This window comes from Rhizobium sp. Root491 (genome assembly GCF_001427205.1).
In the GTDB taxonomy this organism is placed as follows: Bacteria; Pseudomonadota; Alphaproteobacteria; order Rhizobiales; family Rhizobiaceae; genus Agrobacterium; species Agrobacterium tumefaciens.
In genome coordinates this window covers 136,968-153,717 of the sequence record NZ_LMFF01000001.1, presented here as the reverse complement: position 1 = coordinate 153,717, position 16,750 = coordinate 136,968, and the positions used below count along the sequence as shown (strand labels likewise).

Here is a 16,750-nt window from a genome sequence, read left to right as displayed (position 1 = left end):
TGACATGACGGCCTTTATACAAAGTCTCGAATGAATCGGCCGTGGCGCGTGACATAGAGCCGCGCGGGGCTTTCAAAGGGCAGTGACGGATCACCTATCATGAGTTTTGTGACATCTTCGAGAACCGTGCGTGTGATTTTCGGCATGTTCAGACTGGAAAGCGCTGTCATGTCAAGCCATTGCACATTGTGCAGCTCATCTGAATCCCTGATTAGCCGGGTATCCAGCCGCAACTCGTCGGCGTAACAGCAAAAGAATCGCGTGTCGTAACGCCTGATATTGCCGGGCGGGGTGATTGCGCGCGCCACATATCGAAAACGCGAAAGATCCGGACCATCAGCGTCCATGCCCATATCGACGCCGGTTTCCTCCACGAGCTCGCGCGCGGCGGCAAGCGCCAGCGCCCGTGCCCCGGCAGCGCTCAGGCGGCGCGCGGCAGACGAGGTGAGGCTGCGCAGCACGGCGGGGTGCAGATCGCCGGAGAAGGGCAGGGCGTGGTCGCGTGGATCGCGTTTGCCACCGGGAAACACGTAAGCGCCGGGCATGAATATATGGGCATTACTGCGCCGGCCCATCAGCACGCGAATAGCAGGGCCGGAACGATCAAACAGGATGATCGAGGCGGCATCGCGCGGCCGCAACGGGCCGCTCGCCGCTTGGGTGTTCGAGGGAAGCTCGGACACTTGCAAATTCCCGCCCGCCGTCAGTGGGAGGAGCCGTCTATCTGCACTTTTGGCTGTTTTCCGTCGAAGCCGTGCATTCTAAGTGCCCATTGCAGGCCGATGACGCCACCCTTGATCGGTTGCAGCGTCAGAAGCGCGGCCAGAATGGTGATAGGCACCCAGATGGCGAAGTGTACCCACATGGGAACGGAAAGCACGAGATCGGTCATCATGAAGCCGCCAACGGCGATATGGCCGATGATGACGATGGAAATATAGGGCGGCAGGTCGTCGGAGCGGTGATGATGCATTTCCTCGCCGCAGGCCGCGCAATTGTCCACCGGCTTCAGGAAGGCCCGAAACAGGCGACCGCTGCCACAGGCCGGGCAGCGATTGGCCATGCCCCGCATGATCGAGCGGCCAAGCGGACGCTCCGCGCTTCCATCTCCGAAGGTAACCGTTTCCGAGCCCTGATTTGCACTCATCCTGAAGTCCTTCTCCCGTTTGTCTTAACCGCTTGACGCGGTCTTGTTACCGACGTCCTCTCGGCGGCCTTGTTCCCGGCTTGGCGGAAGGACGTGATGTCCGCCGGCCTGCCTTGTGGAACGACCGCGAGCCGACCGGCATCTTGCGCCCCGGGCTCAGCATTTCAAACCGCAGCGCACCAGCCAAGGGTACCGCTTCTGCAAGCCGCACCTGAACCGTATCGCCGAGTTGATAACCGAGACCCGTCTTTTCCCCCGTCAGAGCCTGATGGGCTTCGTCGTAGAGGAAATAGTCGGTTCCAAGTGTAGATATAGGAACAAACCCGTCGGCGCCAAACTGCGGCAGCGCGACAAATAGTCCCGCCTTGGTGACACCCGCGACGCGGCCATCGAACTCCTCACCGACGCGCTCGGAAAGATGGTGCGCGATCAGCCGGTTGATGGTGTCGCGCTCTGCGGCCATGGCGCGGCGCTCGAAGGTCGAGATTTCGGCGGCTATATCGTCCAGCGTCGCCTCTTCCTGCGGGGTGATGCCGCCTTCGCCGAGGCCTAGCGATCCGACCAGCGCCCGATGTACGATCAGATCGGCATAACGGCGGATCGGTGAGGTGAAATGCGCGTACTTCATCAGGTTGAGGCCGAAATGGCCGATATTTTCCGGGCTGTAGATCGCCTGGCTCTGACTGCGCAGCACCATCTCGTTGACCATGATCTGGTGCGGCGTGTCGAGTGCGCGCGCCAGAATGCCGTTGAAGGAATTGGCGCGCATCGCGACACCCTTGGCCATGGAAATGCCGATGGTGCCGAGGAATTCGCGCAGCACTTCCTGCTTGGTAAGTGTGGGGGCGTCATGCACGCGGTAGACCAGCCGCTGCTTTTTCTTTTCCAGGGTCTCTGCGGCGGCGACGTTCGCCTGGATCATCATTTCCTCGATCAGCTTGTGCGCATCGAGGCGTTCGGGAATGACGACCTTGTCCACCGTGCCGTCGGGCCTGAGCTGGATCTTGCGCTCCGGCATGTCGAGTTCCAGCGGCTGGCGGCGATCGCGGCCGCGCTTCATCACGGCATAGGCGTGCCACAGCGGCTTCAGGATCGGCTCCAGCAGCGTGTCGGTCTTGTCGTCCGGGCGACCGTCGATGGCGGCCTGCGCCTGCTGGTAGGAGAGCTTGGCGGCACTCTTCATCATGATGCGATGGAAAGTGTGGCTCGCCTTGCGGCCTTCCTTCGAGAAGGTCATCCGCACAGCAAGGGCAGGGCGGTCGACGCCTTCCTTCAGCGAGCAGAGGTCGTTGGAGATGCGTTCCGGCAGCATCGGCACGACACGATCAGGGAAATAGACGGAGTTACCGCGCTTCAGCGCCTCGCGGTCGAGCGGTGCGCCTGATCGCACATACCAGGACACGTCGGCGATAGCGACGGTGACGATCACTCCATCAGGATTGTCGGGCGAGGGGTCGAGTTCGGCATAGACCGCGTCGTCATGGTCCTTTGCGTCGGCCGGATCGATCGTGATCAGCGGCAGGTCGCGCCAGTCTTCACGGTGAGACATGGTCGCGGGTTTTGCGGCATCCGCCTCGGCCAGAACATTCGGCGGGAAGATGTGCGGAATACCGTGGGCATGGATCGCGATCATCGAGATCGCCTTTTCCGAGGCGACTGAGCCGACGACCGAAAGAACCTTTGCGCGTGTCAGGCCGTAACGACCGCTGTTGCGCGAGGTTTCCACCTCGATCAGGTCGCCGTCCTTGGCATCGCCCACACCCTCGGGGTCGATGACCATTTCCTCGCCGCGCCGGTCGATCGGCATCAGGCGTCCGCCGCCGCCTTCCGTTTCCTTGAACACGCCAAGCAGCGCGTTCTGACGACGGTCGATCAGCTTGACGACGCGGGCCGTGTAGGCCGGGCCGACGCTGTCCTTTGAAGGGAATATTTTTGCCAGAATGCGATCGCCGAGACCGGCGGCAGGGGCTTTCTTACTGCGATCCTGCGAGGACTGGCGGATGAGCACGGCGGGGGCCGCGCCCTGATCTTCAGGCCATTCGGCAGGCCGGCCGATCAATTCGCCGTCCTTGTCGCGGGTGGTGATGTCGAGAACCGTCACCGGCGGCAGGCCACCCGGTCGCGTCAGCGTCTTGCGGCTCTTCTGCACCATGCCGTCGGTTTCAAGCTCCTTCAGCAGTGCCTTGAGCACAACGCGGTCGTCGCCTTTCAGCCCGAAAGCCTTGGCGATTTCGCGCTTGGAGGCCTGCTGCGGATGCTCGGCGATGAATTTCAGCAGCACTTCGCGGGAAGGCACCTCGCCATGGATGATGCCTTCACCTTCATTTGCCCGCTTGCCGCGCCCGGTACGTCCGAAGCCGTCGCTGGCGGAACCCTGTCTCTGACGCGGCGCCTTGCTCACGATTCTGCCTTCTTGGGTTTAGCTGCGGCCTTCGGCTTGGCAGCCGTCTTGCTTTTCGTTGCGGCCTTGGCTTTTGTCGCCTTCGGCTTTGCGGCTGTGTCGCCATCGGCCTTCTTGGCAGCAGTTTTCTTGGCCTTGGCGGGCTTGCCGCCGGTTCCTGTCTTGGCGATACGCTCGGCAATCAGCACCAGCGATTCGTCCAGCGTCACGGAGGTCGGATCCTGCCCCTTTGGAATGGTGGCGTTAACTTTGCCCCAGTTGACGTAAGCGCCGTAACGCCCGTCGCGGACGGTGATCGGGCCGCCATCGGGGTGATCACCCAGTTCCTTCAGCGCCGCAGGCGTGCCGTTGCGGCCGCGCCCCGGTCCCTTGCTCTGCTTCTCGGCAATGACGGTAACGGCACGGTTGAGGCCGATCGAGAACACGTCTTCGATGCTTTCGAGGTTCGCATAGGAACCGTCATGCAACAGAAAGGGTCCGTAGCGGCCAAGCCCGGCGGAAATCATCTTGCCGGTTTCGGGGTGCTTGCCGATATCGCGCGGCAGGTTGATGAGCGCCAGCGCCTTTTCGTGGTCGATGTCCTCAGGCTTCCAGCCCTTGGGCAGCGAGGAGCGCTTGGCTTCCTTGCCATCGCCGCGCTGGATGTACGGGCCGAAACGGCCAGACCGAAGCGTCAACTCCTCGCCGGTCATCGGATCGGCACCCAGCGCTTTCGGCTCGTTGGATACGGAAGCTTCGGCTTCCGAGCCATCGGACGTGAGCTGGCGGGTGAAGTTGCACTCCGGATAATTGGAGCAACCGACGAAAGCGCCATATTTGCCGAGCTTCAGCGAAAGGTTGCCGGTGCCGCAAACCTGACAGATGCGCGGATCGGAACCGTCCTCACGCTTGGGGAAGACCAGCGGGGCCAGAACTTCATTGAGCGCATCCAGCACGTTGGTAACGCGCAATTCCTTGGTATCTTCGATCTGCGCGAAGAAATCCTTCCAGAAATCGCGCAGCACCTGCTTCCAGTCCAGTTCGCCCGCGGAAATGCGGTCGAGCTTTTCTTCCAGATCGGCGGTGAAGTCGTATTCGACATATTTGGCAAAGAAGCTTTCGAGGAAAGCCGTCACCAGCCGTCCGCGCGAATGGGGAATGAGCTTGCGCTTGTCGATGATGATATATTCGCGGTCGCTTAGCGTCTTCAGTGTCGCCGCATAGGTGGAAGGACGGCCGATGCCGAGTTCTTCCATCTTCTTGATGAGCGATGCTTCCGAATAACGCGGCGGCGGCTCGGTGAAGTGCTGGCTGGCGTTGATCTTCTGCTTGGCGAGGTTCTCGCGCGCATTGATCTGCGGCAGGCGGCCTTCATCGTCACCGTCGTCGCTCTGCTCGCCATCTTCTTTCTGGTCGGTATAGGCGGCAATGAAGCCGTCGAAGCGGATGACGGAACCGACGGCACGAAGCCCGGCCTTTTCACCGTCCTTGTCGGCAAGGATTTCCACCGTGGTACGTTCGATTTCGGCAGATGCCATCTGGCTCGCAATGCCGCGCTTCCAGATCAGGTCGTAAAGACGCAACTGGTCGGCATCGAGGTAACGCTTCACCTGATCCGGTGTGCGGTTAAAATCGGTCGGACGGATAGCTTCGTGCGCTTCCTGCGCGTTCTTTGCCTTGGTCGAGTAGAAGCGTGCTTTTTCCGGCACATAGCGGTCGCCGAACTGCTCGCCGATGGCGCGGCGTGCGGCATCGATCGCTTCCGGCGCCATCTGCACGCCGTCGGTACGCATATAGGTGATCAAACCAACGGTTTCGCCGCCGATGTCGATACCTTCATAAAGCTTCTGGGCCACCTGCATGGTGCGCGAGGCCGAAAAGCCCATGCGCGAGGAGGCAGCCTGCTGCAGCGTCGAGGTGGTGAAGGGCGGCCCGGGATTGCGCTTGACGGGTTTCGCCTCGACCGTATCGACAATATAGGTCGCGCCTTCCAGGAGCGCCTTCAGGCGGTTGGCGTCATCTCCTGTCTTGATCGAACGGCCTTGCAGCTTCTTGCCATCGGCGGAAACCAGCTTCGCCTCGAACTCGTCACCGCGCGGTGTCTTCAACAGCGCGCTGATGTTCCAGTATTCCTCGGAGACGAAACGCTCGATCTCGGCTTCGCGGTCGCAGACGAGACGCAGCGAAACGGACTGCACGCGGCCGGCGGAACGGGCGCCCGGCAGCTTGCGCCACAAAACCGGCGACAGGTTGAAACCGACGAGATAATCCAGCGCACGGCGGGCAAGATAGGCATCGACCAGCGGCACGTCGATGTCGCGCGGGTTCGCCATCGCGTCCAGTACCGCCTTTTTGGTGATGGCGTTGAAGACCACGCGCTTCACCGGCTTGTCGCCGAGAACGCGCTTCTTCTTCAAGAGATCAAGCACATGCCAGGAAATCGCTTCACCCTCGCGATCCGGGTCGGTTGCGAGAAACAGGCCGTCGGAGGATTTCACCGCGTCGGCAATGTCCTTCATGCGCTTGGCGGATGCGCTATCGACCTCCCAGGACATTTCGAAGTCCTGGTCGGGCAGCACAGATCCGTCCTTGGCAGGAAGGTCCCGGACGTGGCCAAAGGATGCAAGAACCTTGTAGCCCGGACCAAGATACTTGTTGATCGTCTTGGCTTTGGCAGGAGATTCTACGACGACGACATTCATATTGTTTTTTCTCTGGGACTGGTCCGTTAACATAGCCGGATCACGGCATAATGCCGCAATTCGCCTTCTTTATAATTCGACATGGACAGGTAATGCGCGCGGGTCAAGAGGCAAGCCCGATTTTATCGCTCCAAGGCAATTGCAACCTATGGATAATCTGTCGTTGTATTGCAATCTTTGGTAAATTTGTTATAGTGACCAACATGATTTGAATTGACGTAATGATCTTTGTTTCAGGTTGAAATTCCAGGATAGATATATGGTCCCGAACGCAACAAACAATAATGCCGATAATGAAGGGACCAGAGAGAACTTGGCTTACATTCGCCAGATGCTCGCGGAACTGAGGCTCGTCGCCAATCGCGAGGGCGCCGACATGCTGTGCTATCTGATTGAAATGGCCTATGTGGAAGTCGGCGATATCCAGAGCGGGCGGCGCAAGCTATCAATCCGCGAGGAGCGAAACCCGCCCCCCGGCGTGCCGGTTTAACCGCCCGGCAATATCGAGTTCCAGCAGCACCATGTGAACCGTGGCCGCGGAAAAACCCGTGTGGCGAATGATGTCGTCCGTTTCGACGGGCGAGTGCCCGAGAGCGGCGGCAACGATGCTGCGCTCGTCATCTCCGGGCGGTGACATTTCCTCATCGGGTCGTGGTTCCTCGACCTTGCGGTCATAGGGCAATTGCGGTTCCATCAGCGGTCGTAGCGCATCGAGAATATCGGCCGCCCCCGTGGTCAGCATCGCGCCTTCCTTGATCAGCCGGTTGGTGCCTTCGCAGCGCGCATCGAGTGGGGAGCCTGGCACGGCGAAAACCAGCCGGCCCGCTTCGCCGGCAAGCCGCGCCGTGATCAGCGAACCGGATCGTTCCGCCGCTTCCACTATGACGACGCCGAGTGAGACGCCTGATATCAGCCGGTTGCGGCGGGGGAAATCCCGCGCGCGTGGCTCCCAGCCGAAGGGCATTTCGCTGATCGTCGCGCCGCCCTGTTCGTAGATGTCCTGCAAGAGCCCGAAATTTTCCTGAGGGTAGGGACGGTCGAGACCGCCCGCCAGCATGGCCACCGTGCCGGTTGCAAGGCTGGCCCGGTGCGCTGCCGCATCGATGCCGCGCGCCAGCCCGGATGCGATCGTATAGCCCGCACGACCGCAATCGCGCGCCAGCATCGCGGCGAATTTCGCGCCGTTGATGGAGGCGTTGCGTGATCCGACGATGCCGACGCAAGGTCTTGTTGCGGTGGATGCTGATCCCTTCATGGCGATCAGTGGCGGCGCGCCGTCGAGCTGTCGCAGGGCAGGCGGATAGTCCGGCTCACCGATGCCGACGAAGCGAGCGCCGAATCTTTCAGCCGTTTCGATTTCGCCTTCCGCTTCCGCCTGTGTGGCAATGCGCGGGCTGCGCAATGAACCGCCGCGCCTTGAAAGCTCGGGCAGGGCAGAAAGCGCTTTTTCAGCGCTGCCAAAATGATTGATGAGTTCGCGGAAGGTGACGGGGCCGATATTGTCGCTGCGGATCAGCCGAAGCCATGCGACCCGCTGCCGCGCGGAAAGCTCTATGCCCTGCCGTGTCGTTTCCTCATGCGGCATGACGTATCCCTAAAGCTGGCCTTAGCCCTTTTGCCCGATCCTGCTTTCCGTGCCGGCCAGAAGCCGTGCGATGTTTTCCCGGTGTTTCCACCAGGAAATCACGCTCAGCAACGTTACCAGAAGCGCCGTCTTTTCAGGCCCGACTATCCATAGGGCGACCGGGATCACAAGCATGGCAACCAGCGCCGACAGCGAGGAATACCGGGTGATGAACGCGGTTGCGAGCCAGATCAGCGCAAAAGCCAGCATCATCAGGGGGGCAGCGCCTAAAAGCACGCCGATATAGGTCGCCACGCCCTTGCCGCCCTTGAAACCGAGCCACACCGGAAACAGATGGCCGAGAAAGGCAAAGAAACCGGCAACCAGCGACGCCTCGTAACCCCAGAGCGCATTGGCGACGAGCACTGCGGCGGTGCCCTTCAGCGCATCGAGCAGCAATGTCGCTGCGGCGAGCTTCTTGTTGCCGGTGCGCAGCACATTGGTGGCGCCAATATTGCCGGAACCAATCTTGCGCACATCGCCCAGCCCCGCCATGCGGGTAAGAAGCAGGCCGAAGGGTATCGAGCCGAATAGGTAGCCAATCAGCGCCGCAAGCGCGAGAAGGGCAGGCGCCGTCTGCCAGTCAGTCAAAGCACTCATTCAACGTTCCCTCTCGTCGCGCGCCTGCGTGATCCCATGCCCGTGATCTTATGCCAAGGAATGAACCGCTTTGCCAGCCACATAAGTGGCGACAGCGCGGCCGCTGAAACGGGCATCCTCAAACGGCGTATTCTTGGATTTCGACACCAGTTGATCTCTCGCAACCAGCCAAGGCTCGTCCAGGTCGATCAGCGTGATATCAGCCTTCGCGCCGGCATTAAGCGTTCCCGCATCCAGTCCGAAGATTTTCGCCGGGCGGGTGGAAAGCGCATCGATCAACCGCATCAGCGGAACCTCGCCGCTATGGTGAAGGCGAAGCGCCGCCGCCAGCATGGTTTCCAGCCCCACCGCACCGCTTGCCGCATCCGAAAAGGGCAGGCGCTTGGTGTCCACGTCCTGCGGGTCGTGCGAGGAAACGATGATGTCGATCGTGCCATCCTTCAGCGCCTCGACCATGGCCTTGCGGTCGTCTTCGGCGCGCAAGGGAGGTGAGAGCTTGAAGAAGGTACGGTATTCGCCGATATCGTTCTCGTTCAGCGTCAGATGGTTGATCGAGATGCCGCAGGTCGCCTTGACGCCCCGCTGCCGGGCAAGACGGATCGCTTCTGCCGACTCCGGCACGGAAATCTTGGCGGCGTGATAGATCGCTTGCGTCAGACCGGCAATGCGCAGGTCGCGCTCCAGCGGAATGATCTCGGCTTCCTTGGGGATTCCGGACAGACCGAGCCAGCTTGCGAAAAGCCCCTCGTTCATGTCGCCGCCGCCGATATATTTGTCGCGGGTCTCAAGTGCAATCACCGCACCCAATTCGCGCGCATAGGTCATGGCGCGGCGCAGCACCAGCGTGTCGGAAAGCGCCCTGCGGCCATTGGTGAAGGCAACCGCACCGGCTTCCTTCAGCATGCCGATCTCGGTCATTTCCTCGCCGTTGAGGCCCTTGGTCAGGGCTGCGGCGGGATGCACATTGACGAGCGCCTTGTCGCGTGCCGCCTTTTTTACATATTCGACCAGCGCAATGTCGTCGATAACGGGGTCGGTGTCCGGCATGACGATGATGCTGGTGACGCCGCCGGCCGCTGCCGCGCGCGAAGCGGATTCGATCGTTTCACGGTGTTCGCCACCCGGCTCACCGACAAAGACGCGGGCATCCACCAGACCGGGAACGGCCAGCAGCCCCTTGCAGTCGCGAACCGTCGCACCCTCGGGCACACCCTGGTTGTGTGCCTGCCCGCCGGAGGCGAGGATCGTGCCATCGGCACCGATGACGATGCTGCCCACCTCGTCCAGATTGCGGGAGGGATCAACGATGCGAAGGTTTTTGAGAACGGTCACGGCACTCATACGCGCTCACCCTGATTTTGCGAGACAAGCAGGGTTTCCATGACAGCCATGCGCACGGCAACCCCCATTTCCACCTGGCTTTCGATGACGCTCTGCGGACCATCAGCCACTTCGGATGAGATTTCCACGCCACGGTTCATCGGGCCGGGATGCATGACCAGCGCATCTTCTTTCGCTGCCTTCAACTTTTCGGCATCGAGACCGTAATAGTGGAAATATTCGCGCACCGAAGGCACGAAGGAGCCGGACATGCGCTCGCGCTGCAGGCGCAGCATCATCACCACATCGGCGTTCTTCAGGCCTTCCTTCATGTCATGGAAGACCTCGACGCTCATGTCGCGGATACCGGAGGGAAGAAGCGTCGCGGGAGCCACGACGCGCACGCGCGCGCCCATCTGGTTGAGCAGGATGATGTTGGAGCGGGCAACGCGCGAATGCAGTACGTCGCCGCAGATCGCCACCGTTATTCCCGAAAGATCACCCTTGGCGCGGCGAATGGTCAGCGCGTCGAGAAGGGCCTGCGTCGGGTGTTCATGCTGGCCGTCGCCGGCATTGACCACAGAGCAGGCAACCTTCTGCGCGAGAAGGGCTGCGGCACCGGCCGAGGAGTGACGCACGATCAGCACATCGGGGCGCATGGCGTTCAGCGTCATCGCCGTGTCGATCAGAGTTTCGCCCTTCTTCACCGAGGAATTGCTGACCGACATGTTCATCACATCGGCGCCAAGCCGTTTTCCGGCAAGTTCGAAGGAGGATTGTGTCCGGGTCGAAGCTTCGAAGAACAGGTTGATCTGCGTGAGGCCCCGAAGCGTCGAGGTTTTTTTCTCGCGCTGACGGCTGATTTTCACCGCTTCGTCGGCCTTGTCGAGAAGCAGGGTTATATCCTGATGGGAAAGCCCCTTTATGCCGAGGAGATGGCGGTGGGGAAAATAGACCATGGAAATTGTCCTCCGGGTCGCAATAGTCAACGGGTCTATAAAGACAGGTGGCTTTGCGGGCAAGCATGCGATAAGCCGGGTTTTGGCATATACACGCAATAAAGCACGAATCCCGATAGAAGGATGCGAATGACAGGCATGAACCGGACAGAAGAATCGCTCGCCGAACTAAACCAGCCTAGCCTATGGTCCGGTATCAATGCCTATCGTTCCGATCCGCTGATCGTCGACCTCACATCCGGCCTGTCACGCAATCTGAGAGACGAGTTCGACCAGCTCGGCCGTTACGTCACCTCGCACGAAGCGCAGGAACTGGCGCGCATGGCCAATCAGGGCGTGCCGCAGCTGCACACGCATGGCCCGCGCGGCGAACGTCTCGATCAGGTTGAGTTCCATCCCGCATGGCACGCACTGATGCGCCGTTCCATGTCATCGGGTCTTCATTCCAGCGTCTGGGAAAATGCGGCTGAGACGCGCGGCAATGAACACAAGGCGCGCGCCACCAAATTTTATCTGACCTCGCAGCTCGAGGCCGGGCATCTGTGCCCGTTGACCATGACCAGCGCCTCCGTTGCCGCCATCATGACCTCGTCGCGTGTGCAGAAGGAATGGGTGCCGAAGATACTGTCGCGGAAATATGATTCCTCGCAGAAGCCGGCCTTGCAGAAAACCGCCGTCACCGTCGGCATGGGCATGACGGAAAAACAGGGCGGCACGGATGTGCGCGCCAACCGCAGCACGGCGGAGCGGGTGGGCGAGGGCATCTATCGCCTGTCCGGCCACAAATGGTTCCTCTCCGCGCCGATGAGCGACGGTTTCGTCATGCTGGCGCAGATGGGCGACGGCATGGGCTGTTTCCTGGTGCCGCGTTATCTGGAAGACGGTTCTGCCAACGGCCTGCATTTCCAGCGCCTGAAGGACAAGCTCGGCAACCGCTCCAACGCCTCCGCCGAAGTCGAGTTTACCGATGCTTTCGGTTATCTTCTGGGTGAGCCGGGCAGCGGTGTGCGCACCATTCTCGACATGGTGACGCTGACGCGGCTCGACTGCGCGCTGGCATCATCAGGCATGATGCGCGCTTCGCTCGCAGAAGCCGTGCATTTCGCACGCGGCCGTTCCGTCTTCGGCAAGACGCTGGTCAGCCAGCCGATCATGACGCGCGTTCTCGCCGATATGGCGTTGGATGTCGCAGCCGCGACGGCACTTTCCTTCCGGCTGGCATCGGCATTCGATGCCGCCCGCAACAATGCCGCCGAGGCGGCCTATGCGCGGGTGATGACGCCGATTGTGAAATACTGGTGCTGCAAGATCGCGCCGGCGTTGATCTACGAGGCGATGGAGTGCCTTGGCGGCAACGGATATGTGGAAGAACGGCCGATTGCCCGCCACTACCGCGAAGCGCCGGTCAATGCCATCTGGGAAGGCTCCGGCAACGTCATGGCGCTGGATGTGCTGCGTGTTCTTCAGCGCGGCAAGGATCTGTTCGATCTCGTTTTCCAGACGCTGGAGCGCGACCTCGGACCCGCCGGAAAAAAGACCACGGATGTGCTGCGCGCCGCAATCGCGCTTGCCGAACGCGATGAGGGTGCCGCCCGCCTGCTGGTGGAGCAATTCGCACTTGCTGCCGCTGCCGCCGAGCTTTGCCGGCTCGGTGCCGGCAAGATCGCAGACGCCTTCCTCGAAACCCGTCTGGCGGGTGGTTGGCGACATACTTACGGCATGCTCGATTCTCGCTTTGATCCGAATTATATAATCGATTTATTGTATCCGCCCGCGTCCTGACGGATAAAGGGTGGAAAGCTGTTGTTGCAGTCCCTGTGGGAGGGGTATCGGATTTGAGAAAAGGCGTTGGCGTGGGGCGTATTTCTGTCTTTCAGTCGTCGGGCGCGTGCGCGCGCATGGAGATGGAGGTCGATAGCAGATGCTGACCTTCCGCTCCGCCCGTCCTGAAGATGAAGAGGCGCTCTACGCCATCAGTCTTGCCACCGGCGATGCCGGGCAGGATGCCACCCCGCTTTATCGCGATGGCCGCATGGTGGGGCATATTTATTCCGTGCCTTATCTGCATCTGTGGCCCGATGCCGTTTTTGTGGCGGAAGACGAAGAGGGTGTCTGCGGCTACATCGCCGGCGCGCTCGATACCGCCTTGCATGATGAGCGGCTGGAGCGTGAGTGGTGGCCGCATCTGCGCGTCCTTTATCCCGACCCCGTTGGCGACCAGCAAACATGGGACGCCGATCAGCGCCGTGCACATTTCATCCACCACCCGCGCCACACGCCAACCTGGCTGACCGATCCGTTTCCGGCCCATATCCACCTGAACCTTCTGCCACGCACGCAGGGCAAGGGCGGCGGCACGCGGCTTTTGTCGCGCTGGCTGGATATGGCGAGACAAAACAACGTCTACGGCATCCACCTCGGCGCCAGCGAGCGCAACGAGGCGGGTATCCGCTTTTGGGAAACCCGCGGCTTCAAACGTCTCGAAACCCACGACACACCAGGCACCGTGTGGTTTGGAATGGCGCTGGAGTGATTATTTGCGGGGTACGGGTCCTCGATCTTCATTCATCCACAGGAACCTTCTCCCCAGCCGCTGCGCTGCATTGTCCTCGTCTTCATGCTTTGTTAACCCGTTGGGTCAGGCCTTTAAAAAGACGGGTAGGGAAGCATGCTGGCGACCGCAGAGGTGATTTCAGCCGACAAGCCGGAAAAGCGCATCAAGGATCGCGCTGCGACCGAAAAGGCGATTTTTGAGGCGGCCCGGTCGCTTCTGGCCGAAGAGGGCTTTCAGGGTTTTGGCATCAATGCCGTTGCCCGCCGCGCCGGATGCGACAAGCAGCTGATCTACCGTTATTTCGGTGGTCTGGAAGGGTTGATCGAGGCGATCGGCGAGGATCTCGGATCCTGGGTGAAGGACCGTATTCCTGAAGATACCGGCGGCATGTTCCTGTTGACCTATGGCGATCTCATGGAAAAGCTGGCGCTTTATTTCATGGATGCGCTGCGCAGCGATCCTCTCGTCTGCAAGATCATTGCCTGGGAAGTGTCGGATGGCTCGCCGCAGGTCAGGCAGCTTGCCGAAGCCCGTGCCAAATCGCTTGGCAAATGGCTGGAGCGCATGCGCGGATCGCTGGCAGCACCCAAGGGCGTAGATACCGCAGCCGTCAATGCCGTGTTGTTCGCCGCCATCCAGCATCTCGTGATTTCCGCCGCCACCAGCGGCCAGTTCGCCGGCGTGCCGTTGAAGTCGGACAAGGACTGGGACAAGATTGCAACCGCCGTCAAAAGACTGGTGCGCGGCGTTTACGGCTGAGCGCGGCGTAACGAGCCGGGCGAGACGGTCGCCTTAACAAAATCGGCCGTTATTTGACGAAAAATCAACCATGTTTTCAGTGGTCCGGCAACCTTGCGGCATCGCATGCCGTTGGCTTCGTGAGGGGTGTTTTCCACAGCCGGACCGGCCACCGTTAACCATACCGACAGCTTTCATTTGCTTAGCCATGGCTACCGGTCCAGTGTGAATTAACAAAATGTTAACCATGCGCAATGACTGCGTATAAGGGAGCCGCAAGTGAGCCGCTGGACAGCTTTGGGCGTCATGATGACGTTTTTTGCTATGCTGCCGTTGGATATTGACGCGCCAGCGTTTAACCTTTGCCTGATGGCTCTGGTGCGCTGGGCGGTGCTTGCTGGCATTCCCGATACGATTTTCACGCGGGAGCAGACTGCATGAAGTGGTTTTTGATCCTCTGGGCCGGTCCCGTTGCATTGCTCGGCAGCTGGTACTGGCTATCCTATTACGACTTGAGCTTCGGCTTCTTCATGCTGACGCGCCAGACGCATGATCTGGTATTCCAGATTTACGGCAATATCCTCGGCCTGCCGCCGGAAAGCCTGCCGCCGCTGGTCGCGCGCGCCATAGCGGTCGACAGCCTGATCGTTTTTGCGATCCTTGCTTTCCGCAAGCGAAAACAGATTGCCAATTGGTGGCAGGGACGTCAGCCCGTTGCGCGGGCGAGTGCCGAAAGCCTGTCCAGCGCGCCCTGAAGAATGAAGCTTGCGGCTGCCGAATCGATGCGTTCGGCCCGTTTGGCGCGTGAGACATCCATTTCCAGAAGCACACGTTCGGCGGCGACCGTTGAAAGCCGTTCATCCCAGAAAATGAAGGGCAGGGCGGTTTTTTCCCCCATGGTACGAACGAAGGCGCGAGTTGCCTGCGCGCGTGGTCCGGCCGATCCATCCATGTTTATGGGCAGGCCGATGATGAAAGCGGATACCTTTTCCTTTTCGGCAAAGGCCAGCAGCACCTCGGCATCCCTAGTGAATTTGACCCGTTTGATGACGGGGCGCGGCGTGGCGAAGCGCCGCGACAGGTCCGACATGGCAAGGCCGATGGTTTTCGTCCCAAGGTCGAGGCCCGCAATCGCCTGTGCCGGCTGAAGCGTTTCCGCGAGCTCCTCGATGGTAAGTATCGCCATGTCGTACGCTGTCCTTTATCTTTTGCGGACGAATTCGGTGCGCAGCACCAGACCCTTAACCGTCTCGTGCCTGCAATCGATTTCTTCCGGATTTCCGGTCAGGCGGATCGATTTGATGACAGTGCCCTGCTTGATGACCGTATTGGTGCCTTTGACCTTCAGATCCTTGATCAGCGTTACCTGGTCACCATCCGCAAGCACGTTGCCTGCCGCATCGCGCACTTCGTTCGCGCGCGAAGCTTCTGCGGCCAGCTCGGACGCAGGCCGCCATTCGCCGGTCGCCTCGTCATACACGTAATCGTCATTATCTGCGGCCATTGTCGCCTCTCTGAAATATCGGTAGTGCGGTTGTTCAAGCCGTCCTATGTCATAATATACGGGCAATACAAAGGAGAACTTCCCATGAAAATCACCTGGCTCGGCCATTCCGCCTTCCGCCTTGAAAACGGCAGCGCGAAGATCCTTATCGATCCGTTTTTCACCGGCAATCCCGGTTTTGCCGGACAGGATGCGAAAAGTGCGGCTGAAGGCATCACCCATATTCTCCTGACCCACGGCCACGGCGATCATGTGGGGGATACCGTCCAGCTTGCTCGCGAAACGGGCGCGACTGTGCTTGCCAATGCCGATCTCGCCGCCTGGCTTTCCACCAAGGGCGTGGCGAAGGTCGATATGGGTAATACCGGCGGCACGGTACATTTCGACGGTTTTTCCGTAACCTTCACCAATGCACTGCATTCATCCGCCCAGATCACCGAGGATGGCGTTTCCCATTCACTCGGCAACGCCAATGGACTGATGCTGCATTTCGAAGACGGTCCGACCGTCTATCATATGGGCGATACGGATATTTTCTCCGACATGAAGCTCATCAACGAATTGCACCAGCCGGATATCGGTCTCGTGCCAATCGGCGACCGCTTCACCATGGGTGGTGCGGTGGCTGCACTCGCCTGCCAGCGCTTTTTCAAATTCGCCAACGTCATTCCCTGCCACTACGGTTCCTTCCCGATCGTTGACCAGACGCCGGAGAAGTTCGTGGCCGGCATGGAAGGATCGGATGCGCGCGTCCACACGCCGAAGCCGGGCGAAATACTGTCCTTCTGACATTTTGCTGACGCATGTCGCTACAGCAAAACCGCTACACAGTTTTACGCGACATGCTTTCTACCGTTGCGAATGGCGGACATGGTGATTATAGCGGTTAGGAAAATTCTGACCGGAGTAGAACCATGTCCGTCGATCTCGCCACCGTAAAGCGCGTTGCGCGCCTTGCCCGTATCGCTGTTACTGAAGACGAAGCACAAAATATGCTTGGCCAGTTGAACGGCATACTCGGTTTCGTGGAGCAGCTTTCGGAAGTGAATGTTGACGGCGTCGAGCCGATGACCTCCGTTACCCCCGTGGATATGAAAAAGCGTGCCGACGTCGTGAGCGACGGCAACAAGGCGGAAGACATCGTCGCCAATGCGCCTGCGACCGACCGGGACTTCTTCATGGTTCCGAAAGTGGTCGAGTAATCCGACCGCCGTTTGCCGCC

The 16,750-nt window shown here is 60.2% G+C and carries 18 protein-coding genes; 8 read left to right on the top strand and 10 right to left on the bottom strand.

Annotation, left to right across the window (positions count from 1 at the left end; translation table 11 throughout):
- Window positions 1–14 precede the first annotated feature (14 nt).
- From ASD46_RS00740 to topA, 4 genes are read right to left on the bottom strand one after another with little or no spacing between them, the layout of a single operon-like run.
- Window positions 15–683 carry an NUDIX domain-containing protein gene (locus ASD46_RS00740; protein WP_019565489.1) on the bottom strand — a complete coding sequence of 223 codons (669 nt, stop codon included), beginning with the start codon at window positions 681–683 and terminating at the stop codon, window positions 15–17.
- Window positions 684–703: 20 nt separating this feature from the next.
- Window positions 704–1,147 (bottom strand): DUF983 domain-containing protein, encoded by a 444-nt coding sequence (locus ASD46_RS00735; RefSeq protein ID WP_003512717.1) that lies wholly within the window; start codon window positions 1,145–1,147, stop codon window positions 704–706.
- A gap of 46 nt (window positions 1,148–1,193) precedes the next feature.
- Window positions 1,194–3,548 carry a ribonuclease R gene (gene rnr, locus ASD46_RS00730; protein ID WP_025593270.1) on the bottom strand — a complete coding sequence of 785 codons (2,355 nt, stop codon included), beginning with the start codon at window positions 3,546–3,548 and terminating at the stop codon, window positions 1,194–1,196.
- On the bottom strand, window positions 3,545–6,229 hold the full coding sequence (gene topA, locus ASD46_RS00725) for a type I DNA topoisomerase (protein WP_025593271.1): 2,685 nt from the start codon (window positions 6,227–6,229) through the stop codon (window positions 3,545–3,547). Before topA ends, rnr begins: the two co-directional genes overlap by 4 nt.
- 259 nt (window positions 6,230–6,488) lie before the next feature.
- Between topA and ASD46_RS26120 the strand changes: the two genes are divergently transcribed.
- Window positions 6,489–6,719, top strand: a complete 231-nt coding sequence (locus ASD46_RS26120; protein WP_019565491.1) for a hypothetical protein — start codon at window positions 6,489–6,491, stop codon at window positions 6,717–6,719.
- On the opposite strand, the gene dprA is transcribed toward ASD46_RS26120, so the two are convergent.
- From dprA to ASD46_RS00705, 4 genes are read right to left on the bottom strand one after another with little or no spacing between them, the layout of a single operon-like run.
- The gene (gene dprA / locus ASD46_RS00720; RefSeq protein WP_025593273.1) at window positions 6,675–7,814 is read right to left on the bottom strand and encodes a DNA-processing protein DprA; all 1,140 of its coding nucleotides are present in this window, start codon (window positions 7,812–7,814) and stop codon (window positions 6,675–6,677) included. The two genes, ASD46_RS26120 and dprA, sit on opposite strands and share 45 nt — an antisense overlap.
- A gap of 21 nt (window positions 7,815–7,835) precedes the next feature.
- On the bottom strand, window positions 7,836–8,453 hold the full coding sequence (plsY, locus tag ASD46_RS00715; protein ID WP_003512722.1) for a glycerol-3-phosphate 1-O-acyltransferase PlsY: 618 nt from the start codon (window positions 8,451–8,453) through the stop codon (window positions 7,836–7,838).
- Window positions 8,454–8,501: 48 nt separating this feature from the next.
- On the bottom strand, window positions 8,502–9,794 hold the full coding sequence (locus ASD46_RS00710) for a dihydroorotase (RefSeq protein ID WP_003512723.1): 1,293 nt from the start codon (window positions 9,792–9,794) through the stop codon (window positions 8,502–8,504).
- Window positions 9,791–10,732 carry an aspartate carbamoyltransferase catalytic subunit gene (locus tag ASD46_RS00705; RefSeq protein WP_003512724.1) on the bottom strand — a complete coding sequence of 314 codons (942 nt, stop codon included), beginning with the start codon at window positions 10,730–10,732 and terminating at the stop codon, window positions 9,791–9,793. Before ASD46_RS00705 ends, ASD46_RS00710 begins: the two co-directional genes overlap by 4 nt.
- 129 nt (window positions 10,733–10,861) lie before the next feature.
- Here ASD46_RS00705 and ASD46_RS00700 point away from each other — a divergent pair, with 129 nt between their 5' ends.
- The 5 genes from ASD46_RS00700 to ASD46_RS00685 all read left to right on the top strand — a co-directional run bounded on the left by ASD46_RS00700 (window position 10,862) and on the right by ASD46_RS00685 (window position 14,779).
- Window positions 10,862–12,514 (top strand): acyl-CoA dehydrogenase family protein, encoded by a 1,653-nt coding sequence (locus ASD46_RS00700; protein ID WP_025593276.1) that lies wholly within the window; start codon window positions 10,862–10,864, stop codon window positions 12,512–12,514.
- A gap of 139 nt (window positions 12,515–12,653) precedes the next feature.
- Window positions 12,654–13,265: a GNAT family N-acetyltransferase gene (locus tag ASD46_RS00695; protein WP_025593279.1), complete on the top strand. Its 612-nt coding sequence runs from the start codon at window positions 12,654–12,656 to the stop codon at window positions 13,263–13,265.
- 135 nt (window positions 13,266–13,400) lie between these two features.
- Entirely contained in the window at window positions 13,401–14,045 is a 645-nt protein-coding gene (locus ASD46_RS00690; protein ID WP_003512728.1) for a TetR/AcrR family transcriptional regulator, read from the top strand.
- 258 nt (window positions 14,046–14,303) lie between these two features.
- Window positions 14,304–14,465, top strand: a complete 162-nt coding sequence (locus ASD46_RS26890; protein ID WP_013635969.1) for a hypothetical protein — start codon at window positions 14,304–14,306, stop codon at window positions 14,463–14,465.
- On the top strand, window positions 14,462–14,779 hold the full coding sequence (locus ASD46_RS00685) for a DUF6105 family protein (protein ID WP_003512730.1): 318 nt from the start codon (window positions 14,462–14,464) through the stop codon (window positions 14,777–14,779). Before ASD46_RS26890 ends, ASD46_RS00685 begins: the two co-directional genes overlap by 4 nt.
- On the opposite strand, the gene ruvX is transcribed toward ASD46_RS00685, so the two are convergent.
- Together ruvX and ASD46_RS27305 are read right to left on the bottom strand one after the other, a co-directional pair.
- Window positions 14,731–15,210 (bottom strand): Holliday junction resolvase RuvX, encoded by a 480-nt coding sequence (gene ruvX, locus ASD46_RS00680; RefSeq protein ID WP_003512731.1) that lies wholly within the window; start codon window positions 15,208–15,210, stop codon window positions 14,731–14,733. The genes ASD46_RS00685 and ruvX overlap by 49 nt on opposite strands.
- A gap of 15 nt (window positions 15,211–15,225) precedes the next feature.
- Window positions 15,226–15,528: an alkylphosphonate utilization protein gene (locus ASD46_RS27305; protein ID WP_025593281.1), complete on the bottom strand. Its 303-nt coding sequence runs from the start codon at window positions 15,526–15,528 to the stop codon at window positions 15,226–15,228.
- A gap of 84 nt (window positions 15,529–15,612) precedes the next feature.
- On the opposite strand from ASD46_RS27305, the gene ASD46_RS27300 reads away from it, so the two are divergent.
- Window positions 15,613–16,317: a metal-dependent hydrolase gene (locus tag ASD46_RS27300; RefSeq protein WP_025593283.1), complete on the top strand. Its 705-nt coding sequence runs from the start codon at window positions 15,613–15,615 to the stop codon at window positions 16,315–16,317.
- 125 nt (window positions 16,318–16,442) lie between these two features.
- Entirely contained in the window at window positions 16,443–16,730 is a 288-nt protein-coding gene (gene gatC, locus ASD46_RS00665) for an Asp-tRNA(Asn)/Glu-tRNA(Gln) amidotransferase subunit GatC (protein WP_025593285.1), read from the top strand.
- The last annotated feature ends 20 nt before the right edge of the window (window positions 16,731–16,750 follow it).